Origin of the sequence: Sulfitobacter sp. S223 (assembly GCF_025143825.1) — a bacterium.
Taxonomy (GTDB): Bacteria; Pseudomonadota; Alphaproteobacteria; order Rhodobacterales; family Rhodobacteraceae; genus Sulfitobacter.
The window spans coordinates 1,428,349-1,454,318 of record NZ_CP083560.1; the positions used below are offsets into that span (position 1 = coordinate 1,428,349).

Genomic DNA, 25,970 nt, shown 5'->3' on the forward strand with positions numbered 1-25,970 from the left:
ATCAGCTGCCCCGCTGCTGTTTGGCCTTTTTGGCCTTCAAAATGTCCATGAGTTTGCGCGCCATTCCCGGTTTCTCGACCTGCGGTGCGCGCGACAGCGCCAATGCGTCGGGTTCAACGTCCGACGTAATCACCGAACCTGAAGCGGTCATTGCTCCGTTGCCGATATGCACAGGTGCGACCAGCATGGTGTTCGATCCGATAAAGGCGTTTGCGCCGATATGAGTGTGATGCTTCATCACGCCATCGTAATTGCAGGTGATGGTACCTGCGCCGATGTTGGCGCGTGCGCCGACAAAGGCGTCGCCGATATAGCTAAGATGGTTGACCTTGGCACCTTCGGCCACAACAGCGTTCTTGATTTCGACAAAGTTGCCTACGCGTGTATTTTCTTCCAGTTCGGCACCGGGGCGCAGGCGCGCATAAGGTCCAACAACGGACCCGCGCGACACGTGGCAGCCCTCCAGATGGCTGAACGCACGAATGTGCACTCCGCTTTCGACCGTGACGCCGGGGCCAAAGACCACGTTCGGCTCAATCAGAGTATCGCGTCCGATGACAGTGTCGCGGGCAAGGTATACGGTTTCCGGGGCCTGCAGGGTCACGCCGTCTTCCAGCAGGATGGCGCGGGCGCGGGCCTGAAATGCGGCTTCCGCCTCGGCCAGTTGCGCACGAGAGTTGACTCCCAGTGTTTCAGCTTCGTCGCAGGTGACGGCGGTGGCGCGCAGCCCGCGCGCACGGGCCAGACCAATGATGTCCGTAAGGTAGTATTCGCCGGAAGCGTTGTTGTTGTCGACTTCTGAGATCAGGTCGAACAGAAGCGCACTGTCGCACGCAATGACACCGCTGTTGCACAGAGTGATCGCGCGCTCTGCCTCGTTCGCGTCTTTGAATTCTATGATCCGCTCAAGGGATTTACCTTCGAGGATCAGGCGGCCGTAGCGTCCCGGATCGGCGGCCTCAAAGCCAAGCACGACCACATCCACTTCTTGTGCTGCCTGCACCATCCGTTCAAGCGTTTCGGGTGAAACAAAGGGCGTATCACCGTACAGCACGATCGCTGTCCCGTCGAAATCAGCAAGCGCGTCTTTCGCCTGATTGACCGCATGCGCGGTGCCAAGCTGTTCGTGCTGGACCACAACGATCGCGGTTTCGTCAAACGCATGGGCGGCCTTGGTCACCGCTTCGGCCCCGTGACCCGCAACGACAACTGTGTGGGCAGGGTCCAATGTGGCACCTGCCGCAATCGCGTGAACCAGCATTGGGTCGCCGGCGATGGGGTGTAACACTTTCGGCAGCTCCGAATTCATGCGCGTGCCCTTGCCAGCAGCAAGAATAATCAGGCTGGTATTCATCTGTTTTCCGTTCTGCTCTATATTTAAGACTTGTTTACCTCAACTGCTGTCCAGCGCAAGGTAGGTCCGGATCACTTCGGGTTGCGGCTTGCAACAAGCAGGGGTGCGCGGTAGGCGGAATGTTGCATGATGCGGGGGATTTCGATGAAGACGGTGGTATTCGATCTGGACGGCACGCTTGCCGATACGAGCGGTGATTTGATCGCTGCGGCAAATGCGTGTTTTCGCGATATGGGTGCAGGTGATCTGCTTGATCCGGCGACGGATGCAGGGACTGCGCTGCGCGGTGGACGCGCGATGTTGCGTCTGGGCATGATCCGTATGGGCCGCGCCGAGGATGATCCACTGATTGACACCTATTACTCTGATCTGTTGAGCCATTATGCCCGTGACATCGACACGCATACGCGGCTGTATGATGGTGCGATGGCAGCGGTGGCAGAGCTGAAAACGCGGGGCTATATCGTCGCTATCTGTACCAACAAACCCGAGGGACTTGCGCGCGAATTGCTTACCCGTCTGGGCGTGCTGGACAGCTTCGCTGCGTTATTAGGCGCTGATACCCTGTCCGTGCGCAAACCCGATCCCGAGCACCTGTACGAGACCGCACGTCGCGCAGGCGGCGATCCAGCGCTTTGTGTGCTGGTGGGTGATAGTGACACAGACCGCAACACATCGCGCGCAGCTGGTGTGCCATCGATCCTCGTGACTTTTGGTCCGTCCGGTGATGATATGGCGGCATTGGCGCCAGAGGCTTTGTTGCATAGCTACGGCGATTTGCCCGATTTGGTCGAGCAGATGCTGGGAAAGGTCTAAGCGTTGGACGAGGTTTTCGGCGGAAGTTTCACACAGCAGGAGCCGATCCCCGAGGCCGGGATTGCGGCGGCAGTGGCGGTGATGCGGCACGGACGCCTGCACCGGTATAACACGGTCGGAGACGAGATTGCCGAAACTGTGCTGCTGGAGCAGGAGTTTGCGGCCTATGTCGGCGCGAAATATTGCTTGGCGGTGGCATCGGGTGGCTACGCCATGGCGACCGCATTGCGCGCAGTGGGGGTCAAGCCATCTGACCGTGTCTTAACCAATGCCTTCACCCTCGCGCCTGTGCCGGGCGCGATTGCGGCTGTTGGGGCAGTGCCGGTGTTTGTGGGCGTGACCCGATCGCTTGTGCTTGACCTTGAGGATCTTGCGGCGAAGGCGGATCAAGGAAGCGTTCTGTTGCTGAGCCACATGCGTGGGCATTTGTGCGACATGGAGCGGTTGATGGAGATTTGCGACGCCGCGGGTATCACTGTCATCGAAGACTGCGCCCACACCATGGGGGCCGCCTGGAAGGGCAAGCCTTCGGGAACATGGGGGAAGGTCGGCTGCTATTCGTGTCAGACCTACAAGCACATGAATTCCGGCGAGGGCGGGCTGTTTGTCACAGATGACGCGGAAGTAGCCGCACGCGCAATCATGTATTCGGGTAGCTATATGCTGTATGAACGCCATCTGGCCGGGCCGCCAAAGGAGACATTCGAGACAATTCGTTTTGAAACGCCGAATATCTCGGGGCGTATGGACAACCTGCGCGCAGCGATCCTGCGACCGCAACTCGAAGATTTGGCCACTCAATGTACGCGTTGGAACGAGAGGTATCTGACGCTTGAAACTGGCTTGCGCGGGGCGGCCGGGTTGACGGTGATTGAGCGGCAGGAGCAGGAAACGTTCGTTGGCTCTTCTATCCAGTTTTTGTTGGAGGACTGGCAGGCGGCAGATGTGCAAATGCTTGTCGGGCGTTGCGCTGCACGCGGCGTTGAATTGAAGTGGTTCGGGAATGCTGAGCCGGTCGGATTTACCAGCCGCTATGACAGTTGGCGGTATGTTGACGCGCCTGCAATGCCACAAAGCGATCGCGTGCTTGCAGGTATTATAGACATGCGCGTCCCGCTAACCTTCAGCCTTGACGATTGCGCGATGATCGCACGCATAATTCGCGAAGAGGCGGAAAGGATCAGCACCCCCGCAACCTGACCCGCCGGAGCGCTGGCGCGCACGACATGTTTTATGTCGCGCGCGCGGCCATGTTGCAGTCAGCAATGTGGGTGAGGGGGCTTAGAAACGTAGGGTGCCATGTTCGCCCATATCGGGTTTGCTACCGCCAAGGTTTGCCTTTGCGATCTCGTAGAAGAATGACAATGCTCCGCCTGTGCTCCAGACTTCGGCTTCGCTCAGGTCCATTCGGATAAGCTCCAAATCGTCATCCTGCTTGCCGTCTTCAAACCATGCAGCGGCGATAATCGACCATAATTCTTCAAGCTTGGCCGGATCGTTCACACTGTGCACTTTGCCGTCGATGCGCGCATAAATGTGGGCGTCATTGTCTGAAACGATGTACTGAGCGGTTGAGCCACCAGCCGCGGCTTTTCCCAGATCGGTGCCCTTGGCAGTGATGAACCACAAGGCGCGGTGTTCTGCGTCAACGTAATGCGTCATCGGGGCGGCAGGCGCGTTTTGCGCGCTTAGCATGCCAGTACGGGAATCGCTGAGACGGTCCCAGAAGGTTTGATTGAGGTCTGCCATGGGAGGCTCCTTTTTAAACGCGTTGCTTGTATCGCTTTCTCAACCCGCCTGAAGGCGGACGAGTTCCAAAGCTTGACGCAGGGGGTGTGTTCTGTCAGTAATGAACAAGCGTTCAATAAATCCGGATCGAGGGAGAAGTTCCATGTTCAACGCCACCATGCAGTTTGATCTAGGCGAAGACGTCAATGCTTTGCGAGAGACGGTACACCGTTGGGCGCAAGAGCGGGTGCGCCCTATGGCTCAAAGCATAGACTCTGAAAATATGTTCCCTGCCGACTTGTGGCAGGAGATGGGCAGCCTTGGCTTGTTAGGTATGACCGTTGACGAAAAGTGGGGTGGTACCGGAATGGGCTATCTCGCGCATACTGTCGCGGTAGAAGAGGTCGCGCGGGCAAGCGCATCTGTCTCGCTGTCTTACGGCGCGCATTCCAACCTGTGTGTGAACCAGATCAGCCTGAACGGCACGGATGAGCAGCGCGCGAAATTCCTGCCCAAGCTGTGCTCGGGTGAGCATGTCGGCGCGCTGGCGATGTCAGAGACCAGCGCCGGTTCCGACGTTGTTTCGATGAAATTGAGCGCTGAAAAGCGCAATGACCACTACCGTCTGAGCGGCAACAAATACTGGATCACCAATGGCTGTGATGCAGAAACGCTGGTTGTCTATGCCAAAACGGACAAAGATGCAGGCTCCAAGGGGATTACCGCATTCTTGATCGAGAAGAGCATGAAGGGTTTCACCACCAGTCAGCATTTCGACAAGCTCGGTATGCGTGGTTCGAACACTGCCGAGCTGATCTTTGACGACTGCGAAGTCCCGTTCGAGAATGTGTTGGGCGAAGAAGGCAGGGGCGTGCGCGTCTTGATGTCTGGCCTCGACTACGAACGCGTCGTGTTGGCTGGGATCGGTTTGGGGCTTATGGCGGCTTGCCTTGATGAAATTATGCCCTATATGGCCGAACGAAAACAGTTCGGACAGCCAGTCGGTAGCTTCCAGCTGATGCAGGGTAAAATGGCGGATATGTACACGGCCATGAACTCGGCCCGCGCTTATGTATACGAAGTTGCCAAATCTTGTGATCGCGGCGAGGTGACCCGTGCAGATGCAGCCGCGTGCTGTCTTTATGCGTCCGAGCAGGCGATGGTGCAGGCGCACCAAGCGGTGCAGGCGATGGGCGGGGCAGGGTATTTGTCTGACAACCCAGTTGCCCGCATCTTCCGAGATGCCAAGCTGATGGAAATCGGCGCTGGAACATCGGAAATCCGGCGCATGCTCGTGGGTCGCGAGATGATGGCATCCATGTCATGATACAGGCGTTGCCGGGTTTGAATGGAGAGGGGCGTTGGGACATACCAGCGCGCCTTAACATGGCGCGGCAATGTTTGGCTGGCGATCCTGATGCGCTGGCGGTGATTGATTTGACAGGACCCATGCGCCGCGATGTGAGTGTTGCTGCGCTGGACGACATGGTGGACGGCATTGCCCGCGCGCTGATGGCGCGCGTAAAGGCGGGTGACCGCGTCGGTGTGTTGTTGAGCCAGAGCCCGTGGTGTGTCGCCTCTCATCTGGCAATCTGGAAAATCGGCGCGATTTCAGTGCCTTTGTTCAAACTTTTTAAACACGATGCGCTGGCTTCAAGGGTTGGAGATAGCGGCGTCGAAATCGTTCTCACCGATGTCGAAGGGGCGTCTTTGTTGGGTGATCTGGCAGAGCCTTGGCTGGCCGAAGACATCGGCATAGCAGGCCCCCAAGTGCCGTTCGCGGATACCTGCCCGGAGGATCCGGCTGTCTTGATCTATACATCAGGCACAACGGGCACACCTAAGGGCGCATTGCATGGCCACCGTATATTAACCGGCCATTTGCCCGGTGTCGCGATAAGCCATGATTATCTGGGCCAAGATGGCGATTGTCTTTGGACGCCCGCTGACTGGGCATGGATTGGCGGGTTGTTCGATGTGGCTATGCCTGCGCTGGCGCTGGGCGTGCCTGTGGTTGCGGCACGAATGGCGAAATTTGATGTGAATGAATGCGCGCGGATCATCGCTGCCGGCGATGTGCGCAACGTGTTTTTCCCGCCCACTGCGTTGCGGATGCTCAAGGCGCAGGGTGCGACAATTGACGGGCTCCGGTCGGTCGCAAGCGGAGGAGAGCCGTTGGGCGCGCAGATGCTGGCATGGGGTCGCGACGCGCTGGGTGTGCAAATAAATGAATTCTACGGCCAGACCGAATGCAATATGGTCGCCAGCAGCTGCGGCGCGGCGTTCGACGCTCGGGCGGGCTGTATTGGCAAGCCGGTTCCGGGGTTCGAGATTGCGGTGCTGGATGGCGACACGCCTACGCAGAGTGAGGGCGATGTAGCGGTGAAGCGCGGGGCGGCTTCGATGATGTTGCGCTATTGGAACCGGCCCGAGGAGACGGCGGCCAAGTACCGCGGTGACTGGATGCTGACGGGCGATCGCGGCATCTGGGAAGGCGATTTCCTGCGTTTTGTGGGCCGCGAAGATGATGTGATCACCTCCAGCGGCTACCGTATTGGGCCTGCGGAGATCGAGGATTGCTTACTGACCCATCCTGCCGTGGCGACGGTGGGGGTTGTGGGAAAGCCTGACGCGCTGCGGACCGAAGTAGTGAAGGCGTATGTCGTTGTGAAAAAGGGGGCGCAAGTGGCTGCCCCGGAGCTTCAGGCATGGGTTAAGGAGCGTCTGGCAAGTTATTCTTATCCAAGAGAAATAGAATTCCTGGATGCCTTACCAATGACGGTCACCGGAAAGGTGATCCGGCGCGAGCTGAAGGCCCGCGCAATGGTGGAGGGCGCAGGTTGATGGTGGCTACGCGCCAAAGCGGCAGTGACCGGTTCGTTGCAAGGGTTGTAAAGCTGGCGCCCGCCGTCCGCTGGGTTGCAAACTTGTTTCGAGGGCGGTGTCCGGATTGCCGCAGCGCAATGAGCAGTGCGAAATTGTTTCGGATTAGCTTCTATTCCGGAGAACCGGCTGCATGCCCTGCCTGCGGCGCGCAGTGGGTGGCACGCGACGGCACCGTCATGCTTCTGAGCAAGTTTTTCTTTGTCGGCGTTCCAATCATTTTAGTCGCAGTGGGCCTAACGGCGTGGGTTTTGGAGCAGATGCCATTTTTTCAAAACCCCGAACCTGTCGGCCCGAATGATGCGCTCTTGTTTCGTGCGTTTCCTGTTGTGGGCTTTGTCTTTTACGCAGCAGGCGCATTTTTCTTCCGACGTCTTCCCCTAAAGAAAGTGGATCAATGAAACTCTCTTCTCAAGCTCTCCCGTCCTCAGAGGCGTTCAAAAGTAACACTGCCGCCCATCTTGAGGCGCTGGCACAGGTCCGTGAAGCGGCACAGGCGGCTGCCTTTGGTGGTGGCGAGAAATCGCGCGACCGGCACCTGAGCCGCGGCAAGATGCTGCCGCGAGAGCGCGTGGCGAACCTGCTTGATCCCGGCAGCCCGTTTCTGGAGGTCGGCGCCGTTGCGGCGCACGGGCTTTACGGCGGTGCTGCCCCTTGTGCGGGTGTGATCGCGGGGATTGGCACCGTGCAGGGCCACGAAGTCATGGTGGTGTGCAACGATGCAACCGTGAAGGGCGGCACCTATTACCCGATGACGGTCAAGAAACACCTGCGCGCACAAGAGATTGCCGAAGAGAACAATCTACCGTGCATCTATCTGGTCGACAGCGGTGGTGCGAACCTGCCCAATCAGGATGAAGTCTTTCCCGACCGTGACCACTTTGGTCGGATTTTCTATAATCAGGCACGGATGAGCGCAAAGGGCATTCCGCAGATCGCCGTGGTTATGGGATCGTGTACGGCGGGCGGGGCCTATGTGCCTGCGATGTCGGATGTGACGATCATCGTGAAAGAGCAGGGGACGATCTTCCTTGCTGGTCCTCCTTTGGTAAAGGCCGCAACGGGCGAGGTTGTCACGGCAGAAGACTTGGGTGGCGGTGATGTCCATACACGCCTGTCTGGTGTTGCTGACTATCTGGCAGAGGATGATGCTCATGCGCTAAGCCTCGCACGGCGTGCTGTGGGATATCTGAACCGTGCCAAACCCAGCACCGTGCAGTGGGAAAGCATCGAAGAGCCGGCCTATGACCCGGATGAGATTCTCGGCGTTGTGCCCGGCGATCTGCGCACGCCCTATGATATCCGCGAAGTGATTGCACGGACTGTTGACGGCAGCCGATTTGACGAATTCAAACCGCGCTTTGGCGAAACTCTGGTCACCGGTTTTGCCCACCTTAAAGGGTGTCCTATCGGAATTGTTGCCAACAACGGCGTCCTGTTTTCGGAGGCAGCCCAGAAGGGCGCACATTTCGTCGAACTTTGCTCGCAACGCGGTATCCCGCTGGTGTTCTTGCAGAATATCACCGGATTTATGGTCGGCCGCAAATACGAGAACGAAGGCATCGCGCGCCATGGCGCCAAGATGGTGACAGCAGTGGCTTGTACGAACGTACCCAAGATCACGATGTTGGTTGGCGGCTCTTTCGGGGCGGGCAATTACGGCATGGCAGGGCGCGCCTATAGCCCGCGTTTCTTGTGGTCTTGGCCAAACTCGCGCATTTCTGTGATGGGGGGCGCGCAAGCGGCGGGCGTTCTGGCCACGGTCAAACGTGACGCAATCGAGCGGCAGGGCGGCACATGGTCTGCCGAGGAAGAGGCAGCCTTCAAGCAGCCTACGGTGGACATGTTCGAAGAACAGTCTCATCCGCTTTATGCCTCCGCGCGGCTTTGGGATGACGGGATCATTGATCCACGTAAAACCCGCGACACGCTGTTCCTCAGCCTGTCCGCAAGCCTGAATGCCCCCATCGAGCCGACGAAGTTCGGCGTGTTCCGGATGTGAGGAGGGAAGATATGGCCAAGACCTTACAACAGATTATCGACGAAAATCCCGAAGCAGAGACTTTTCGTTTCGGTGACACGCCAGAGCTCTGCGCAGACATTATCGCTCTGGTGCGCAGCGGCACAAAAACCGCAACCTGCGAAGCGGCTTCTGCCTATGGGGCGGGCGGCGATGCATGGCCCGAAGTTGGCCGTCGCGATGTTGCGCTTAACTGGGACGGAACGCCTGCCGTCATGATTGAAACGGTCGAGGTAACGACCCGCCGGTTTGAAGACATGGACGATGAATTCGTTGCTGCGCAGGGTGAGTTCCGCGACCTGGATCACTGGCGCGCAGGTTATGAAGCCTATTTTCGACGTAATGGCGGGTTCGCCCCAGATATGAAACTGATGTGTGAACGGTTCACCCTGATAGAGGATTACGCATAATGTTCGACACGATCCTGATTGCGAACCGTGGTGAGATTGCTTGCCGCGTAATGGAAACAGCGCAAGCAATGGGTGTCCGCTGCGTGGCGGTCTACTCTGACGCGGATGCGGCGGCGAAACATGTGGCAATGGCAGACGTCGGGGTGCATATCGGCGGCTCTGCTCCGGCAGACAGCTATTTGCGCGGCGATGTGATCATTCAGGCGGCCCTTGATACAGGGGCGCAGGCCATCCATCCGGGCTATGGTTTCCTCAGCGAGAACCCTGATTTTGTAGATGCTGTAGAAGCTGCCGGTCTGGTGTTTATCGGCCCCTCCGCCGATGCGATCCGCGCGATGGGCCTTAAAGACGCGGCGAAGGCCCTGATGGTTGAGGCCGGTGTGCCGGTCGTTCCGGGCTATCACGGCAAAGATCAATCCGATGATCTTCTGGCAAGCGAGGCTGACAAGATCGGGTATCCCGTTCTGATCAAGGCGGTGGCAGGCGGCGGCGGCAAGGGCATGCGTCTGGTTGAGCAAGCCTCCGGTTTTGCCGAGGCTTTGGCCAGTGCACGGTCCGAGGCGAAAACAGCCTTTGGCAATGCCGATGTTCTGGTAGAGAAATTCGTCAGTCAGCCGCGCCATATCGAGGTGCAGGTTTTCGGGGATGGTAACAGTGCAGTGCATCTGTTTGAACGGGACTGCTCTCTCCAGCGCCGCCACCAGAAGGTGATCGAAGAGGCGCCAGCGCCCGGTATGACCGCCCAGATGCGCGAAGCGATGGGGCAGGCGGCTGTGCGCGCAGCCGAAGCGATTGGTTACAAGGGCGCCGGTACGGTTGAATTCATCGTTGATGGGTCTGACGGGCTGAAGGCCGATGGTTTCTTCTTTATGGAGATGAACACGCGGTTGCAGGTAGAGCATCCTGTGACAGAGGCGATCACCGGCGTGGATCTGGTTGAATGGCAGCTGCGGGTCGCTGCAGGTGAAGATCTGCCAAAAGCTCAGGAAGAGCTTGAGATCAGCGGTCACGCATTCGAGGCACGGCTATATGCCGAAGACGTGCCAAAGGGCTTCTTGCCTGCAACGGGCACGCTGACGCATCTGGCGTTTGATCCTGCCTGCCGCGCCGACAGCGGCGTGCGCGCGGGTGATACCATCAGCCCGTTCTATGATCCGATGATCGCGAAAGTTATTGTGCATGGACCCACACGCGATGTGGCCTTGGCGCGGTTGCGTCAGGCGCTGGCGCAGTGCGAGGTTGCAGGCACCGTGACAAACCTTGCGTTTCTGGGCGCATTGGCGGGGCATCAGGGCTTCCGGCGTGGCGAGGTCGATACCGGCCTGATCGCGCGCGACATTGATGCGCTGACCACGCCCCCGCAAATCGCGCCGCGGCATGTGGCCTTGGCCGGTATGGCGGCGATGGGCGTGATAGATGCTACGCCGCAGCAGGGCTTCACCCTTTGGGAGCCATTGATGCAGCAGATCGTTTTGGAATGGGCGGGCGAACAGCACACGATCAAATCTGAAATCTTGGGTCTGGATAGCCAGCGTTGGCACATCGGCGAAGAAGTGGTCGAAGCGCAGCGCATTGGCGGCCGTTGGCAGATCGGCGGACTGCCCGCCGCACCAGTGACCGTAGCGGAGGATACCATTACCGTTTTTGACGGCTATGGCTTGGCGTTTAAAAAGATTGACCCATTGGTTCAGGCAGCAGGCGCGCAAGGGGACGGCAACCTTATCGAGGCGCCGATGCCGGGTCTGGTGCGCGATGTCTTTGCCAAGGTCGGTCAACGGGTCACTCTTGGGGACCGTCTGGCAATTCTGGAAGCCATGAAAATGGAGCACAGTCTGCTTGCCGCCCGTGATGGTGTGGTGGCAGAGGTGCTTGCACAGGCTGGTGATCAGGTTGAGGCCGGTGCGGCACTTGTCCGGCTTGAACCCGAGGAAGACGCTGCATGATCACGCTGCACCACGTTCCGCAAAGCCGTTCTATGCGCAGTCTGTGGCTGTTGAATGAGCTGGGGATCGATTTCGAGGTGAAAACCTATCCTTTCGACAAAAGCCTGCGTGCGCCTGAATATCTTGCAAAAAGTCCGGCAGGGCGGGTGCCGGCGCTTGAAATAGACGGGGACGCGATATTCGAGACTGGGGCGATCACCGAAATCCTGTGTGAGCGGTTCTCGCCTGAGGTGTTGGGCCGCCCCGCGGGGCATCCAGAACGCGCGCAATGGCTTATCTGGGTGCACTTCGCGGAAACCATCAGCCAGCATGCCGCAGCCTTGACCCAACAGCATGTAGCCCTGCGTGAAGATCACATGCGCAGTCCTATCGTGATGAAGCTGGAAGCCGCGCGGCTGATCAAGTGCTATGCCGCGTTAGAGGCGCGTCTGGCAGGGCGCGATTACCTGCTGGATGGCGGTTTTTCTGCCGCTGATGTTTCGGTCGGGCAGGCGGTCTATCTGGCGCGCTACTTTGCGCATCTGGACGGGTTTGAGGCGGTCACAGCATGGTACGCGCGGATCACTGAACGTGCAGCTTTCAAGGCCGCTCTTCCTGCGGAAAACGAGAAGCTGTTTCCAGAGACATTTTTTCCGCCATGGGAGCTATCTGCGTGATAGGCTGGAGAAAACAGGGAGGATGCGATGACTTTAGGACGGTGTGAGATATTCGAGGTCGGCCCGCGTGATGGCCTGCAAAACGAGGCCCGCGAGATTCCGGTAGCCGAAAAAATCGCGTTGGTGAACAAGCTAAGCGAGGCTGGATTTGCGCGTATCGAATGCGCAAGCTTTGTATCGCCCAAGTGGGTTCCGCAGATGGCGGGGTCGGGTGAGGTGCTGGCGGGGATCACGCGCAAGGATGGTGTGCGGTACGCTGCACTGACACCCAATATGCATGGCTACACCGATGCGCTTGCGGCAGGGGCGGATGAAATCGCCGTCTTCGCCAGCGCGTCCGAAGGGTTTTCGCAAAAGAACATCAATGCGTCGATTGCCGAAAGCATTGAACGCTTTGCGCCCATTCTGGAAGAGGCACGGCACATTGATCTGCCAGTGCGAGGCTATATTTCTTGCGTTGTGGCGTGCCCCTATGACGGGCCGGTGGCGCCGTCTGCGGTGGCCGATATTGCAGACAAACTGTTTGCGATGGGGTGTTATGAGATTTCGTTGGGCGATACGATTGGTGCAGGCACGCCAGACAGCATTGCGCGGATGCTTTTGGCTGTGCGCGATGTGGTGCCCGCTGGCCGCCTTGCGGGACATTACCATGACACCGGCGGGCGGGCGATTGACAACATCGATGCCAGCCTGTCGCTTGGCCTACGCGTCTTTGATGCGGCGGTGGGCGGTTTGGGCGGTTGCCCCTACGCGCCGGGTGCTTCCGGCAATGTCGCAACCGAGGCAGTTGCAGCGCATCTGACGGCGCTGGGCTATGAGACGGGTCTTGATCTGGATGTGATCAATCAGGCTGCTGACATGGCACGTGCAATGCGCGGATAAACAGAATTTTCCAGATTTCCAAAACGAGACGCTGATGTTTGAAACGATAAAGATTGAGACCGATGACCGCGGGGTTGCGACGCTAACGCTGGCCCGTGCAGAGAAGCACAATGCGCTGAGCGCGCTGATGCTGGCGGAGCTGACGCAGGCGGCGGCGGACCTTGCGTCGGATGAAGCGGTGCGCGTTGTTGTGCTTGCCGCTGCGGGCAAGACGTTTTGCGCGGGCGGTGATCTGGCTTGGATGCAAGAGCAGATGGGCATGGATGCGGCCACGCGCGCAGCTGAAGCGGGCAAGCTGGCCACCATGCTAGGGGCGCTCAACCGTCTGCCAAAGCCGCTGATCGGTCGTTTGCACGGCAATGCCTTTGGCGGGGGTGTTGGCATGGCTGCGGTCTGTGATGTGGCGGTCGGTGTTGATACGCTGAAAATGGCTCTGACTGAAACAAAGCTTGGCATCATTCCTGCGACCATCGGGCCATACGTGATTGCGCGCATGGGCGAGGGCCGCGCGCGCCGTGTGTTCATGTCAGGCCGTGTATTCGGTGCGCCCGAGGCGGTGGAATTGGGTCTGCTATCCCGCGCTGTGCCGGAGGCAGAGCTGGACGCAGCAGTTGAGCGTGAAGTGGTCCCCTATTTGGCCTGTGCGCCCGGTGCTGTGGCAGCCGCCAAGAAGCTGGCGCAGGATTTGGGCGGCGCTGCGACGGAGGAAGCCGTGGCAATGTCGATTACTGCGCTGGCCGCGCGCTGGGAAACCGAAGAAGCCGCAGAAGGCATCGGTGCGTTCTTTGAAAAGCGCAAAGCGGCTTGGATCGTATAGCGGCCAATCTGAGACAGTGCTGTCTGCGCATATTTCCAATACCGGTGCGATACCCTAGGATTGGCGGCACAGAACCGCGTGGTTCTGGGTGCAAGTACCTGCAGGTGGCTTTCAGCAGGATCTAGGGAGTATCGCCATATGGCCCGTCCAGCCCTGTTTTCGCGGCTTTCGAATAAGATCGAAAAGCTGGTCAAAACCGCGCGGCTGAAGCAATCCATCAAACAGATTCATGGGCCGAAGCAATTTGATCTTGCGCCGGACGATGTGGTGGTTGTGGTGATGGTCAAAGATGGTGCGTTCTATCTTGAAGCGTTTTTCAAGCATTACCGCGCCCTGGGTGCCAAGCATTTTGTTTTCATTGATAACGGCTCAAGCGACAGCACGGTTGCGCAGATAAAGGCGCAGGCGGGGACGGTGATCTTGCGCTCGACGCTGCCCATGAAGGCCTATGAAAGCGGCTTTCGCCGCCACGGTGCACAGAGCTTTGCGCATAATCACTGGGTTTTATATGCTGATGTGGACGAGCTATTTGATTTCGAGGGCAGCAAAGATTTGGGTTTGTCCGGTTTGGTGCGTTACTTGACGGGGCAGGGGTACACCGCGCTGATGGCTCAAATGCTTGAGATGTTTCCGGTCGGCAGCATCCAGTCTTATGCAAAAACGCGGTTTGCGGATGCTGTGGCTGATTACCAGTATTACGATCTGAGCCGGATCACCCGCTATGACTACAAAGATAAGGCCATTGAGTTCTCATATTTCATGGGCACGAATATCACCTCAAACGACACATTGAAGTTTATGTTCGGCGGGGTGCGCCAAAAGATATTTGGAGAGATGTGTTGCCTGACCAAGCATCCGCTGGTCTTTGTTGATGATGATACTTGGCCAAATCCGCATCCCCATGTGGCCGCACATGTGCGCGTTGCGGATTTCAGCGCAGTTATCAGACACTATAAATTCACCGACGATCCCTTTGGGCGTGACCTGCAAACATTGCGCGACGGCATCCTGACCCACGGTGAGAACAAGCTGCGGCTGGACGTGATCGCCAATACGCCGGACATCTCGTTCTATTCTCAGGATGCCTTGCAGTGGGAAGGGGTCGAGGCGCTATATGACCAGAATTTTTTGGTCCAGTCGCCGGTATTTGAGGAATTTCTGACGCGTGAGCAGGCGGCAGTTGCTGCGACAAAGGCGGAGAGTAAATGATCCCTTTGCGAGCAGTCGGCGAAAAATACGCAAATTTGCCCGCGCCATAGACCACCTTTCCCCGCCGCATCCCGTTGACCCCATGACCTTGCAGGGCTAAACCCCTATAAAGCGTTGCGCGGTAGGTTTGCCGCTGCCATCCGAGAAAGGAGCCACCCTTGGACGATATGCTTAGGGAATACCTGCCGATCCTGATTTTTCTTTTTGTCGCCATTGGCTTGGGACTTGCACTTATCCTTGCTGCCGCCGTGATTGCGGTGCGGAATCCGGACCCTGAAAAGGTCTCGGCTTATGAGTGCGGGTTCAATGCCTTCGACGATGCCCGCATGAAGTTCGACGTGCGATTCTACCTCGTCTCGATCCTGTTCATCATTTTTGACCTCGAGATTGCCTTTCTGTTCCCTTGGGCTGTGGCGTTTGGCGACATTTCGATGGCGGCATTCTGGTCTATGATGGTCTTTCTTGCGGTACTGACCGCAGGCTTTGCATACGAATGGAAGAAAGGGGCGCTCGAATGGCAGTAACCCAGACAAACATGCCCGCGACAGCCGGCATGGACCGCGATGTTGCGACGCAACAGCTGAACGCGTCGCTGCAAGACAAGGGCTTTTTGCTGACCTCGACAGAGGATCTGATCAATTGGGCGCGCACCGGCTCGCTGCACTGGATGACCTTTGGTCTGGCCTGTTGCGCGGTTGAGATGATGCACACGTCCATGCCGCGCTATGACCTTGAGCGTTTTGGCACAGCGCCACGCGCCAGCCCGCGTCAATCCGATCTGATGATTGTGGCCGGCACGCTGACCAACAAAATGGCACCCGCCCTGCGCAAGGTTTATGACCAGATGCCAGAACCCCGGTATGTGATCTCGATGGGGTCCTGTGCGAATGGTGGCGGCTACTATCACTATAGCTATAGCGTTGTGCGCGGGTGTGACCGGATCGTTCCTGTCGACATCTACGTGCCCGGCTGCCCTCCCACGGCGGAGGCGCTGCTATACGGCATCATGCAGCTGCAACGCAAAATGCGCCGGACAGGGACGATTGTACGATGAGCGATGCACTGACAGAACTTGGCGGCTATATCGAAGCCAAACGCCCGGATTGTGTGCTGGGCTGGGATGTATCCCACGGAGAGCTGAACCTTGACGTCACGATGGCCAACATCACTGGTCTGGTCGAGTTCCTGAAAAGTGACGCAACCTGCCGCTTCACGTCTTTGGTGGATATCACGGCTGTTGACTACACGGGCCGTGCGAAGCGGTTTGATGTCGTCTACCACTTCCTGTCGATGTACCAGAACCAGCGGATTCGTTTGCGTGTTGCCGCACGCGAAGAAGCCATGGTTCCGTCAATCGTCGATATTCACCCCTCTGCCAACTGGTTCGAGCGTGAAGTCTTTGACATGTTCGGGATTCTGTTTTCTGGTCACCCCGATCTGCGCCGTCTGTTGACGGACTATGGTTTCCGTGGGCACCCGCTGCGCAAGGATTTCCCGACAACGGGTTACACTGAAGTACGTTATGACGAGGCGGAAAAGCGGGTTGTCTATGAACCTGTTTCGCTTGTTCAGGAATACCGCCAGTTTGATTTCATGTCCCCATGGGAGGGTGCCGAATACATCCTGCCCGGTGATGAGAAGGAGGCCTCCAAATGATGGACGGCACCAAAGGTTTCGAAGACGCCCTGACAGGCGAACAGAAAATCCGCAACTTCAACATCAACTTCGGCCCGCAGCACCCTGCGGCACACGGCGTTTTGCGTCTGGTGCTTGAGCTGGACGGCGAGATTGTAGAGCGCTGCGATCCGCACATCGGCCTGCTGCACCGTGGCACTGAAAAGCTGATGGAAAGCCGCACGTACCTGCAAAACCTGCCGTATTTCGACCGGTTGGATTACGTGGCGCCGATGAACCAAGAGCATGCCTGGTGCTTGGCGATCGAGCGTCTGACGGGCGTAGAAGTACCCCGCCGCGCAAGCCTGATCCGTGTGCTTTACTCCGAGATCGGCCGTATTCTGTCACACCTTCTGAACGTCACCACGCAGGCGATGGACGTTGGCGCGCTGACCCCACCGCTGTGGGGCTTTGAAGAGCGCGAAGATCTGATGATCTTTTATGAACGTGCATGTGGCGCGCGTCTGCACGCGGCGTACTTCCGCCCCGGTGGTGTGCATCAGGATCTGCCTGATGCGCTGATCGACGATATCGAGACTTGGACGCATAAATTCCTGAGCGGCTTCATGATCGATATCGACACGTTGCTGACAGAAAACCGCATCTTCAAACAGCGCAACGTCGATATCGGTGTTGTGACTGAACAAGACATCTCTGATTGGGGGTTCTCCGGCGTGATGGTGCGCGGCTCCGGCCTTGCATGGGATCTGCGCCGCTCACAGCCGTACGAATGCTACGACGAATTTGACTTCCAGATACCTGTTGGCGTGAATGGCGACTGCTATGACCGCTATCTGGTACGCATGGAAGAAATGCGCCAGTCCGCCAGTATCATGTTGCAGGCGATTGAAAAGCTGCGCGCACCGGAAGGGAAGGGCGATATCCTTGCCCGTGGCAAGATCACGCCGCCCAACCGCACGGATATGAAAACCTCGATGGAAAGCCTGATCCACCACTTCAAGCTTTACACCGAAGGCTTCCACGTACCTGCCGGTGAAGTTTATGCGGCCGTTGAAGCACCCAAGGGCGAGTTCGGCGTGTATCTTGTTGCCGATGGCTCCAATAAACCGTACCGCGCCAAGCTGCGCGCGCCGGGCTATTTACACCTGCAAGCGATGGACTATATCGCCAAGGGACACCAGCTGGCTGATGTGGCTGCGATCATTGGTACGATGGATATCGTATTTGGTGAGGTAGACCGGTGACGGCACAGATGCCTAAACTGCTCGCCGCGCTGGCTCTGGTTTTCTCCCAATTGTCTTCGCAAGCGGCGCTCGCGGAGACGTCGCTTTCGATTTATGGTATATCTGAAGTGCTTGCCAAGTCTACGAGCACTTCAATGATTGCTCCCGATATGCTTCTCTCTGCATCTGCTGATGGCGGATATCTGTGCCGATTTGATATTCAAAAAGGCATTTTTGCTCAGGTCGAGCAAGGCGTGGCAATATCACCGGGCTATCTACCTCGCTGGACATGTTTAAGTGTCCAAGAATTAGAAAAACTTACTATAGGTGGCAACTGATGCTACGTAGATTACACCCCGAACAACCCGAAGCATTTGCCTTTACCCCAGCTAACCAAGCATGGGCAGAAGCGCAGATAACGAAATACCCCGAGGGCCGTCAGGCATCGGCGATCATTCCGTTGTTGTGGCGCGCTCAGGAGCAAGAGGGCTGGTTGTCACGCCCCGCGATCGAACATGTATCTGAAATGTTGGGTCTGGCATATATTCGCGGACTAGAAGTCGCGACTTTCTACTTTATGTTCCAGCTTCAACCTGTTGGTTCCGTTGCGCATATTCAGGTTTGCGGCACGACGTCCTGTATGATTTGCGGGGCAGAGGACCTGATCGGTATCTGCAAAGAAAAGATCGCCCCGAAAGCACACCAGCTTTCAGCGGATGGTAAGTTCTCTTGGGAAGAGGTCGAATGTCTGGGCGCTTGCTCGAACGCACCAATGGCGCAGATCGGCAAAGACTATTACGAAGATCTGACTGCCGAGCGTTTTACACAGATGTTGGATGAGCTTGCTGAAGGTAAGGTGCCGACACCCGGACCCCAAAACGGGCGTTATGCGTCGGAGCCACTTGGCGGGCTGACCTCTCTGACCGAATACGACAGCGGCAAGACGCAGTATAATGCCTCCGTACAGCTGGCGTCTGATATCGGCGATACGGTTAAACGGATCGACGGCACCGAAGTACCACTGCTAGCGCCATGGCAGGGCAAAGCTGCCAATAAAGGCAAAGCGCCCGCAAAGGCAAAGCGTGATGACATGATGCCGCCGTCCGGTCCGGATGGCGCGCAGGGCGGTCGGACCAAAGCAGAGAAATCTGCCACGCGTTCCGTTGGCGCTGCGTCTGATCAAGTTTCAGAAGCGGCAGGCGAGGCACCCGAGGCGAAAGCCAAGGCCAAACCCGCCCGTGGCAAGGTTGCGCCTGCACCGAAAACAGACACCAAAGCGGAATCCGGCAAGGCATCCACAGGTGCCGGTAAGAAGCCACGCACCATGAAAGCACCGCGTAAGTCGGGTGCCGATGACCTCAAGATGATCAAGGGCGTTGGTCCCAAGCTTGAGACCATGTTGAATACAATGGGCTTTTTCCATTTTGACCAAATCGCAAAATGGGGGCAAGATGAGCTCGCATGGGTTGACCAGAACCTTGAGGGGTTCAAAGGCCGCGCGTCGCGCGACAATTGGGTTGATCAGGCGGGCCGGCTTGCGCGGGGGGAAGAAACTGAATTCTCTGCAAGGGCTGGAAAAGACGGCCGCTATGAATAGCGGCTGACACAGTCCATCTGGGGGATAAAGTAAAGACATGGCTTTTAAAGAAAAAAATACGGAGTGCCAGAAAACCTGTTGGTTGGTTGCTGCACTGGCGGGATTGCTTGCGATGGTGTTGCTGTATGCGTTGGCCGATTTCGGCGCGTTTAAGGCGATCTTCACCGGTGCGCTTCTTGGCTTCATTCTGGGCGTCGTGTTGATGCTGACAATGTGTAGATCGCAAGCATCGACAGGGGCGGAGTCGTCTTCGGTTAAATCTGGTACAACCGTAGGCTTAACTTCAGCGGACAGCAAAACCGTCGCGAGCTCTGCCACGCAAGCGTCGACAACAACCGCACAGACAACAAGTGCAGGCGCTGCCGCTGCTGCTGCGTCGGCCGATGTTTCTGCCGCGAAGGAAGACACAGCCAGCCCTGTTGATATTTCTACCGCTGCATCAGACACCTCAGCCCCATCGGGCACAATGGCGCAGGTCAATACCACGCCGTCCGCCGCTTTGAGCATGCCAGTCGCCGAACCTTCTGACGTTTCGGACGCGGAGGCAAAGGCTGCGAAAACTACCGCTAAATCCTCTGCATCTGACGCAAGCAAAGCCAAAGCTGCGCCAAAAGCGAAACCAGCGGCCAAAGCCAAAGCAGCAACAGCGAAGCCAAAAGCAGCTGCTGCCGCACCGAAAGCAAAAGCTGCACCTGCGGCACCCAAAGCAAAGGCGGCAGCTGCAGCGAACAAAGCTAAGGCCGCAGCCCCTGCCAGCAAGAAGCCAGAGATGCTGAGCGCGCCGCGCGCTGAGGGTAAAGATAACCTCAAGCTGATCAGCGGTGTTGGTCCCAAACTGGAGCAGACATTGAACGATCTGGGTGTCTACCATTTCGATCAGGTCGCAAAATGGAAGAAGAAAGACATCGCGTGGGTCGATGAGAATCTGCGCTTCAAGGGACGGATCGAGCGCGACGACTGGATGTCACAAGCCAAGATTCTGGCAAAAGGCGGCGAGACCGAATTCTCGGCGCGCAAAAAGAAAACCTGAGTTTAGGAGCCGTCCGTGGCTAACAACGACGACACACTGTCACGTAACGGGCGGCGCCTTGCTTTGGTGAGCGTTGTGGGCGCTTTCGCCTTTATGGGGATTGAGTTCGCTGGGGCCACTTACGGGTGGTCAAATCAGACAATGGGCCTTCTGGAGCTTGGCATTGCGGCCATGTTCTTGTGGGTCTTTATACAAGCATTCAGAATGTGGCGTCAGCGCCAGTCTGAGAAAGACGGATAAGCATCATGTTGCAGGACAAAGACCGGATTTTCACGAATATCTACGGCATGCATGACCGTACCCTCAAGGGTGCGCAGGCGCGTGGCCATTGGGATGGTACGGCGGCAATCATCAAGAAAGGCCGCGACTGGATCATCGACGAGATGAAAGCTTCCGGTTTGCGTGGCCGTGGTGGTGCGGGTTTTCCGACTGGTCTGAAATGGTCCTTCATGCCGAAAGAAAGCGACGGCCGCCCCAGCTATCTGGTGGTTAACGCCGACGAATCCGAACCCGGCACATGTAAAGACCGTGAGATCATGCGCCACGATCCGCACACGCTGATCGAGGGCTGCCTGATTGCAAGCTTCGCGATGAATGCGAATGCTTGCTACATCTACATTCGCGGCGAATACATCCGCGAAAAAGAGGCGCTGCAAAACGCCATCGACGAAGCCTATGAGGCCGGTCTGGTGGGCAAGAACGCCGCAAAATCCGGTTGGGATTTCGACATCTACCTGCACCACGGGGCAGGGGCATACATCTGCGGTGAAGAGACTGCTTTGCTTGAAAGCCTCGAGGGCAAAAAGGGCATGCCGCGGATGAAACCACCGTTCCCTGCAGGTGCGGGCCTTTATGGTTGCCCGACAACTGTGAACAACGTAGAAAGCATCGCGGTCGTCCCGACCATCCTACGCCGTGGTGGTGGTTGGTTTGCTGGATTTGGCCGCCCGAACAACGCAGGCACAAAGCTGTTCGCGATCTCGGGGCATGTGAACAACCCGTGCGTGGTTGAAGAAGCGATGAGCATTTCGTTCGAAGAACTGATTGAAAAGCACTGCGGCGGTATTCGTGGCGGATGGGACAACCTGAAGGCTGTTATCCCGGGTGGATCGTCTGTTCCGATGATTCCCGGAAAGGAAATGCGCAACGCGATCATGGATTTCGACTATCTGCGTGAGCAGCGATCGGGCCTTGGAACGGCTGCGGTCATCGTAATGGACCAGTCAACTGATGTGATCAAAGCGATCTGGCGTCTGGCGAAATTCTACAAGCACGAAAGCTGTGGTCAGTGTACACCCTGCCGCGAAGGCACAGGTTGGATGATGCGTGTGATGGATCGTCTTGTTAAAGGTGACGCCGATCCCGAAGAGATCGACATGTTGCTTGACGTTACCAAGCAAGTCGAAGGCCATACCATTTGTGCGCTCGGCGATGCGGCTGCTTGGCCTATTCAGGGGCTTATCCGTCACTTCCGCGACGAAATTGAAGACCGGATTGCGCACAAGCGTGGCACGGTTTCTCCTGTAGCGGCGGAATAGCAGCATGGAAATTTTCGCACCCTACGCCCACGCGATTGCAGCACTGGCCCTTTGGGCGCTGCTGGTTTGTGTGCTTTCGATGCTGTCCACAATTGGACGTACGGCAGAGAACCGCTGCGATTGCGGGAAGCCCAAGCGGGACTATAGCGACCCTGTCTACCGCCGAGAACGCGCGTTCATGAATGCGGTTGAAGGCGGCGGTCCGTTCATCGCGGTGACCATTGCGGCCATTCTGGCCGGAGGATCGGTTTTCTGGGTAAACCTCTTTGCATCGCTTTATGTGGTGGCGCGTGTGGCGATGGCCGTGGTCCACATCAAGACAGAAAACCAGCCAGCCCGTTCACTCTGCTTTGTGGTGGGCTTGGTCTGCATCATTGCGCTGGCGGTGATTGTCTTGTTCGCGGTTTTCTAAGAAACCCGCGCGGAATCTGAAATTCCTTTTATGATCTGCTGTGGCCTGTTGTCTGGCCACAGCTACCACGCCAGCAGCGGCTTTGTATGCTTCGGGTTTCTGGTTTATCACGGTCATGCCTTTTGATGGAGTAGCCGGGTGGCGCAGATGCATCTAGCCGAGTTGAACCTCGGTGTTCTCAAACATGACTGGGACGATCCGCGTGTGCGGGGCTTTGTGGATGGGCTTGATCTGGTCAATCGCGTTGCGAAGCGTTCTCGGGGATTTGTCTGGATGATGGACGGCGAGGCGATGGATGCCGCGCAGAATGATCCCGATGGTCCATTGGGAGGTAATCCGCGCACCGCAAGCACGCTGTCAGTCTGGGAAGATGTCGCCAGCCTTGAACATTTCGTCTGGAACACCGTGCACAAACGTTTTTATGACCGCCGCGCGGAATGGTATGACGCGGTCGAAAGTCTGCGATTTGCGATGTGGTGGGTTCCGGTTAACCACCGCCCTGATATGCATGAGGCGATCACGCGGTTCAGGCACCTTGAGGAACATGGCGACAGTGACATAGCTTTCGGCTGGGACTATGCGACGACGCAGGTCTGTAAAGAATAGGAGATCGTACATGGGTTTTGTCCGTAATATCTTGGACGGTCTGCTAAGCTTCGGGGCATTTCTGCTGACGCTTGGCGTGTTTGCCGGGCCTTCCTGGGCCACTTATCTGGCGGTTTCCGGTGGCTTGGTGACACCTTGGATCTATGTGCTGTTGGTGGGGATGCTCTATGTCGGGCTTAACTTGGCTATTGCGTTCTTGCGCAAGGCGTTGGACGGAATTTCTCCTTTGCGGGAGCGAAAAAGGGGATAGGCGAAGAAGCACTGGCCCTGTCCGACAATTTCGGCGATAACGGGCGCAAGTTTGTAAATAACCGCACCAAAGCGTGTGGAGGAGACAGTGATGAAGATTTGGACTGCGCTTGTGGTATGTGCCGGACTGACAGCAGGCTGCACATCATCCGAAGACCGCATCCTGTTTGACGGGCAGTACTTCAACGCAAAATTGCGCAAAGTGGACCGGCAGCTTGATGTCTTCACAGTCACCGTCAAACCAGTGTCAAAATCTGTGGAAGGGGCTTTGGCCGCTGGCCAGTATGAGGCGATCATCCATTGCGTAAACTACTTCGGATCATCCGATATCGAATGGACAGTCGGGCCGGACACGCCGACTGAACAGCTCAGCGTCGTGAATGATGTGCTGACATTGCAGGGCCGTTGCCCTAGCTCACGATAGACAAAAACCGGTGACGCCTGACAAAAGGCGGTGCTGATATTGAATAACAAGGGGACTAACCTGCACATGCAAGCAAGGGCAAAAGCCCATGAAAGCATATGAGGACTGAGTAATGCGTAACCTGATCTTAACAATTAGTCTTATTTCACTGTCGGCCGGGATTGCAGCGGCCCAAGGCAACCTGCGTGATGTAAAGTCGATCGATAACGCAGTATTCGACGTTGCGGTTGCAGACAAAATCCGGAAAGAATGTCCGGAGATTTCTGCCCGCATTATAAAGGCGCTGACGTTGTATCGTCAGGTGCGCGCAGAGGCGCGATCCTTGGGTTTTACCGACGCGCAGATCGAAGAGTATGGCGACTCGGACAAGGAAAAGGCGCGGTTGCGGGCCAAGGGCGATGCATATTTCCGCGCCAACGGGGTTGTAGCATCTGACCCGCAAAGCTATTGCGCGCTAGGGCGCAAAGAGATTCAAAAATCGAGCCGCATCGGCTCGTTGCTGAGAGAAAAGTGACATCATGAGCGATATTCGCAAGATCATCATCGACGGTAAGGAAATCGAAGCCGAGGGCGCTATGACGCTCATTCAGGCGTGTGAGCAGGCAGGCGTGGAAGTTCCGCGTTTTTGCTACCACGAACGTCTGTCGATCGCCGGTAACTGCCGGATGTGTCTTGTTGAAGTGGTTGGCGGCCCGCCAAAGCCTGCGGCATCCTGCGCGATGCAGGTGCGTGATCTGCGCCCGGGCCCCGAAGGCCAGCCGCCCGTTGTGAAAACCAATTCACCCATGGTGAAGAAAGCCCGCGAGGGCGTGATGGAATTTCTGCTCATCAACCATCCGCTGGATTGCCCGATCTGCGATCAGGGTGGCGAATGCGATCTTCAGGATCAGGCGATGGCCTACGGTGTGGATTTCTCCCGCTACCGTGAGCCGAAGCGCGCGACAGATGATCTGGATCTTGGCCCGCTGGTCGAAACGCATATGACACGCTGCATCTCTTGCACCCGCTGTGTGCGCTTTACCACCGAAGTGGCAGGCATCACGCAGATGGGGCAAACCGGCCGCGGCGAGGATGCAGAAATTACCGCCTATCTGGGCGAAACACTTGATAGCAACCTGCAGGGTAACATTATTGATCTGTGCCCTGTTGGTGCGTTGGTCTCCAAGCCTTACGCATTCACCGCGCGTCCTTGGGAACTGAGCAAAACAGAATCGATCGACGTGATGGATGCCCTTGGTTCCAACATCCGCGTAGATACGAAGGGCCGTGAAGTCATGCGCTTCCTGCCGCGTAACAATGACGGCGTGAACGAAGAATGGATTTCCGACAAGACGCGCTTTGTCTGGGACGGTCTGCGCAAACAGCGCCTTGATACTCCTTACATCCGTGAGAACGGCAAGCTGCGTAAAGCCGACTGGCCCGAAGCGTTGGCAGCTGCTGCTGCTGCGATGAAGGGTAAAAAGCTTGGCGGTCTGGTCGGTGATCTGGCTCCTGTTGAGGCAGCCTTTGCGCTGAAGCAATTGATCGAGGGGCAGGGCGGCGTTGTCGAATCCCGCACCGACGGGGCAAAACTGCCCGCCGGTAACCGGTCCGGTTATGTCGGCACTGCCACTATAGAAGATATCGATACCTGCGAAGCGATCATGTTGATCGGCACCAATCCTGCTGTTGAAGCGCCTGTTCTGAACGCCCGCATCCGCAAAGCGTGGAGCAAAGGCTGCGACGTAGGGCTGGTTGGTCCGAAAGTCGATCTGACCTATGAATACAACCACATTGGCGACGCACCACAGGTCATGGATGATCTGCTGAAGCGTGATCATTCCGACGTGGCTGAAAAATCTTCGATGATCATCGTCGGCATGGGCGCCTTGGCGCGGGAAGATGGCGCCGCGGTTCTGGCGGCTGCGATGGCTCTTGTTGAAAGCACAAAGTCCGGTTTCATGGTGTTGCACACTGCCGCGTCCCGTGTCGGCGCAATGGATGTTGGCGCTGTGGCTCCGAACGGCATCACGGATGTGCTTGAAGCTGACGTGATCTATAACCTTGGTGCAGATGAAGGCGATATTCCAGCCGGTCCGTTCGTTATCTATCAGGGCAGTCATGGTGATCGTGGTGCGCACCGCGCAGACATCATCCTGCCAGCCGCCGCCTATACCGAAGAATCAGCATTGTTCGTAAACACAGAAGGCCGTCCGCAGCTGGCCCAACGCGCCAGCTTTGCACCCGGTCAGGCGAAAGAAAACTGGGCCATCCTGCGCGCCCTTAGCGCCGAGCTGGATGCGGTATTGCCATTTGATTCGATTGCCGCACTGCGTCAGGCGCTTGTCAAAGCGCATCCACATCTGGGGCAGGTCGATCAGCTGGCGGAAAACACGTGGTCGGTTGAGCCCAAGGGCAAGATTGATTCCGCGCCGTTCTCTTATGCGATTGCCGATTTCTATCTCTCAAACCCGATTGCACGGGCGTCCAGCCTGATGGCCGAACTTTCGTCCAACGCCAAAGCACGTCGTACGAAGGCTATGGCGGCAGAGTGAGAAG

The 25,970-nt window shown here is 57.3% G+C and carries 29 protein-coding genes; 27 read left to right on the plus strand and 2 right to left on the minus strand.

The features are described 5' to 3' along the window. Position 1: 1 nt before the first annotated feature. Positions 2-1,354, minus strand: a complete 1,353-nt coding sequence (glmU, locus tag K3757_RS06850) for a bifunctional UDP-N-acetylglucosamine diphosphorylase/glucosamine-1-phosphate N-acetyltransferase GlmU (RefSeq protein ID WP_260000441.1) — start codon at positions 1,352-1,354, stop codon at positions 2-4. 144 nt (positions 1,355-1,498) lie between these two features. Between glmU and K3757_RS06855 the strand changes: the two genes are divergently transcribed. Next, positions 1,499-2,170: an HAD-IA family hydrolase gene (locus tag K3757_RS06855; protein WP_260000443.1), complete on the plus strand. Its 672-nt coding sequence runs from the start codon at positions 1,499-1,501 to the stop codon at positions 2,168-2,170. A gap of 3 nt (positions 2,171-2,173) precedes the next feature. After that, positions 2,174-3,370: a DegT/DnrJ/EryC1/StrS aminotransferase family protein gene (locus K3757_RS06860; protein WP_260000445.1), complete on the plus strand. Its 1,197-nt coding sequence runs from the start codon at positions 2,174-2,176 to the stop codon at positions 3,368-3,370. Between the two features lie 81 nt (positions 3,371-3,451). On the opposite strand, the gene K3757_RS06865 is transcribed toward K3757_RS06860, so the two are convergent. Next, complete coding sequence (locus K3757_RS06865) at positions 3,452-3,919, minus strand: pyridoxamine 5'-phosphate oxidase family protein (RefSeq protein WP_260000447.1); 468 nt, start codon at positions 3,917-3,919, stop codon at positions 3,452-3,454. 142 nt (positions 3,920-4,061) lie between these two features. Between K3757_RS06865 and K3757_RS06870 the strand changes: the two genes are divergently transcribed. The 25 genes from K3757_RS06870 (at position 4,062) to nuoG (ending at position 25,966) form a co-directional block, all read left to right on the plus strand. Further along, positions 4,062-5,225 (plus strand): acyl-CoA dehydrogenase family protein, encoded by a 1,164-nt coding sequence (locus K3757_RS06870; protein WP_260000449.1) that lies wholly within the window; start codon positions 4,062-4,064, stop codon positions 5,223-5,225. Continuing rightward, the gene (locus tag K3757_RS06875) at positions 5,222-6,742 is read left to right on the plus strand and encodes an AMP-binding protein (RefSeq protein ID WP_260000451.1); all 1,521 of its coding nucleotides are present in this window, start codon (positions 5,222-5,224) and stop codon (positions 6,740-6,742) included. Before K3757_RS06870 ends, K3757_RS06875 begins: the two co-directional genes overlap by 4 nt. A gap of 119 nt (positions 6,743-6,861) precedes the next feature. Then, a complete protein-coding gene (locus tag K3757_RS06880; RefSeq protein WP_260000453.1) occupies positions 6,862-7,182 on the plus strand; it encodes a hypothetical protein in 321 nt (106 codons plus the stop codon). Further along, entirely contained in the window at positions 7,179-8,783 is a 1,605-nt protein-coding gene (locus K3757_RS06885) for a carboxyl transferase domain-containing protein (protein WP_260000455.1), read from the plus strand. Before K3757_RS06880 ends, K3757_RS06885 begins: the two co-directional genes overlap by 4 nt. A gap of 11 nt (positions 8,784-8,794) precedes the next feature. Next, positions 8,795-9,211 carry an ASCH domain-containing protein gene (locus K3757_RS06890; protein ID WP_260000457.1) on the plus strand — a complete coding sequence of 139 codons (417 nt, stop codon included), beginning with the start codon at positions 8,795-8,797 and terminating at the stop codon, positions 9,209-9,211. After that, positions 9,211-11,154 carry an acetyl/propionyl/methylcrotonyl-CoA carboxylase subunit alpha gene (locus K3757_RS06895; protein ID WP_260000459.1) on the plus strand — a complete coding sequence of 648 codons (1,944 nt, stop codon included), beginning with the start codon at positions 9,211-9,213 and terminating at the stop codon, positions 11,152-11,154. Before K3757_RS06890 ends, K3757_RS06895 begins: the two co-directional genes overlap by 1 nt. Continuing rightward, complete coding sequence (locus K3757_RS06900) at positions 11,151-11,810, plus strand: glutathione S-transferase family protein (RefSeq protein WP_260000461.1); 660 nt, start codon at positions 11,151-11,153, stop codon at positions 11,808-11,810. The genes K3757_RS06895 and K3757_RS06900 overlap by 4 nt, the downstream gene beginning before the upstream one ends. A gap of 27 nt (positions 11,811-11,837) precedes the next feature. Further along, entirely contained in the window at positions 11,838-12,692 is an 855-nt protein-coding gene (locus K3757_RS06905) for a hydroxymethylglutaryl-CoA lyase (protein WP_260000463.1), read from the plus strand. 34 nt (positions 12,693-12,726) lie between these two features. Further along, entirely contained in the window at positions 12,727-13,509 is a 783-nt protein-coding gene (locus K3757_RS06910) for a crotonase/enoyl-CoA hydratase family protein (RefSeq protein ID WP_260000465.1), read from the plus strand. Between the two features lie 138 nt (positions 13,510-13,647). Further along, complete coding sequence (locus K3757_RS06915) at positions 13,648-14,718, plus strand: glycosyltransferase family 2 protein (protein ID WP_260000467.1); 1,071 nt, start codon at positions 13,648-13,650, stop codon at positions 14,716-14,718. Between the two features lie 158 nt (positions 14,719-14,876). Then, positions 14,877-15,242 carry an NADH-quinone oxidoreductase subunit A gene (locus K3757_RS06920; protein ID WP_260000469.1) on the plus strand — a complete coding sequence of 122 codons (366 nt, stop codon included), beginning with the start codon at positions 14,877-14,879 and terminating at the stop codon, positions 15,240-15,242. Beyond that, positions 15,233-15,772: an NADH-quinone oxidoreductase subunit B family protein gene (locus tag K3757_RS06925; RefSeq protein ID WP_184564067.1), complete on the plus strand. Its 540-nt coding sequence runs from the start codon at positions 15,233-15,235 to the stop codon at positions 15,770-15,772. Before K3757_RS06920 ends, K3757_RS06925 begins: the two co-directional genes overlap by 10 nt. Continuing rightward, positions 15,769-16,374 (plus strand): NADH-quinone oxidoreductase subunit C, encoded by a 606-nt coding sequence (locus tag K3757_RS06930; protein WP_260000474.1) that lies wholly within the window; start codon positions 15,769-15,771, stop codon positions 16,372-16,374. Before K3757_RS06925 ends, K3757_RS06930 begins: the two co-directional genes overlap by 4 nt. Beyond that, positions 16,371-17,597 carry an NADH-quinone oxidoreductase subunit D gene (locus K3757_RS06935; protein ID WP_260000475.1) on the plus strand — a complete coding sequence of 409 codons (1,227 nt, stop codon included), beginning with the start codon at positions 16,371-16,373 and terminating at the stop codon, positions 17,595-17,597. The genes K3757_RS06930 and K3757_RS06935 overlap by 4 nt, the downstream gene beginning before the upstream one ends. A gap of 8 nt (positions 17,598-17,605) precedes the next feature. Then, positions 17,606-17,914 (plus strand): hypothetical protein, encoded by a 309-nt coding sequence (locus tag K3757_RS06940; RefSeq protein WP_260000477.1) that lies wholly within the window; start codon positions 17,606-17,608, stop codon positions 17,912-17,914. Further along, on the plus strand, positions 17,914-19,173 hold the full coding sequence (locus K3757_RS06945; protein WP_260000479.1) for an NADH-quinone oxidoreductase subunit E: 1,260 nt from the start codon (positions 17,914-17,916) through the stop codon (positions 19,171-19,173). The genes K3757_RS06940 and K3757_RS06945 overlap by 1 nt, the downstream gene beginning before the upstream one ends. A gap of 37 nt (positions 19,174-19,210) precedes the next feature. Then, positions 19,211-20,203, plus strand: a complete 993-nt coding sequence (locus K3757_RS06950) for an endonuclease (protein WP_260000481.1) — start codon at positions 19,211-19,213, stop codon at positions 20,201-20,203. A gap of 15 nt (positions 20,204-20,218) precedes the next feature. Further along, positions 20,219-20,443, plus strand: coding sequence for a DUF5337 domain-containing protein (locus K3757_RS06955; protein WP_260000483.1), 225 nt, complete (start codon positions 20,219-20,221; stop codon positions 20,441-20,443). Positions 20,444-20,448: 5 nt separating this feature from the next. Further along, positions 20,449-21,741, plus strand: a complete 1,293-nt coding sequence (gene nuoF / locus K3757_RS06960; RefSeq protein ID WP_260000485.1) for an NADH-quinone oxidoreductase subunit NuoF — start codon at positions 20,449-20,451, stop codon at positions 21,739-21,741. A 4-nt stretch (positions 21,742-21,745) separates the two neighbouring features. Next, positions 21,746-22,153, plus strand: a complete 408-nt coding sequence (locus K3757_RS06965; RefSeq protein WP_260000487.1) for an MAPEG family protein — start codon at positions 21,746-21,748, stop codon at positions 22,151-22,153. 147 nt (positions 22,154-22,300) lie between these two features. Further along, a complete protein-coding gene (locus K3757_RS06970; protein ID WP_260001206.1) occupies positions 22,301-22,759 on the plus strand; it encodes a DUF3291 domain-containing protein in 459 nt (152 codons plus the stop codon). Positions 22,760-22,769: 10 nt separating this feature from the next. Then, positions 22,770-23,009, plus strand: a complete 240-nt coding sequence (locus K3757_RS06975; RefSeq protein ID WP_260000489.1) for a hypothetical protein — start codon at positions 22,770-22,772, stop codon at positions 23,007-23,009. A gap of 90 nt (positions 23,010-23,099) precedes the next feature. Continuing rightward, entirely contained in the window at positions 23,100-23,432 is a 333-nt protein-coding gene (locus K3757_RS06980) for a hypothetical protein (RefSeq protein WP_260000491.1), read from the plus strand. Between the two features lie 112 nt (positions 23,433-23,544). After that, positions 23,545-23,946 (plus strand): DUF5333 domain-containing protein, encoded by a 402-nt coding sequence (locus K3757_RS06985; protein ID WP_260000493.1) that lies wholly within the window; start codon positions 23,545-23,547, stop codon positions 23,944-23,946. A gap of 4 nt (positions 23,947-23,950) precedes the next feature. Next, positions 23,951-25,966, plus strand: coding sequence for an NADH-quinone oxidoreductase subunit NuoG (gene nuoG, locus K3757_RS06990; RefSeq protein WP_260000495.1), 2,016 nt, complete (start codon positions 23,951-23,953; stop codon positions 25,964-25,966). The last annotated feature ends 4 nt before the right edge of the window (positions 25,967-25,970 follow it).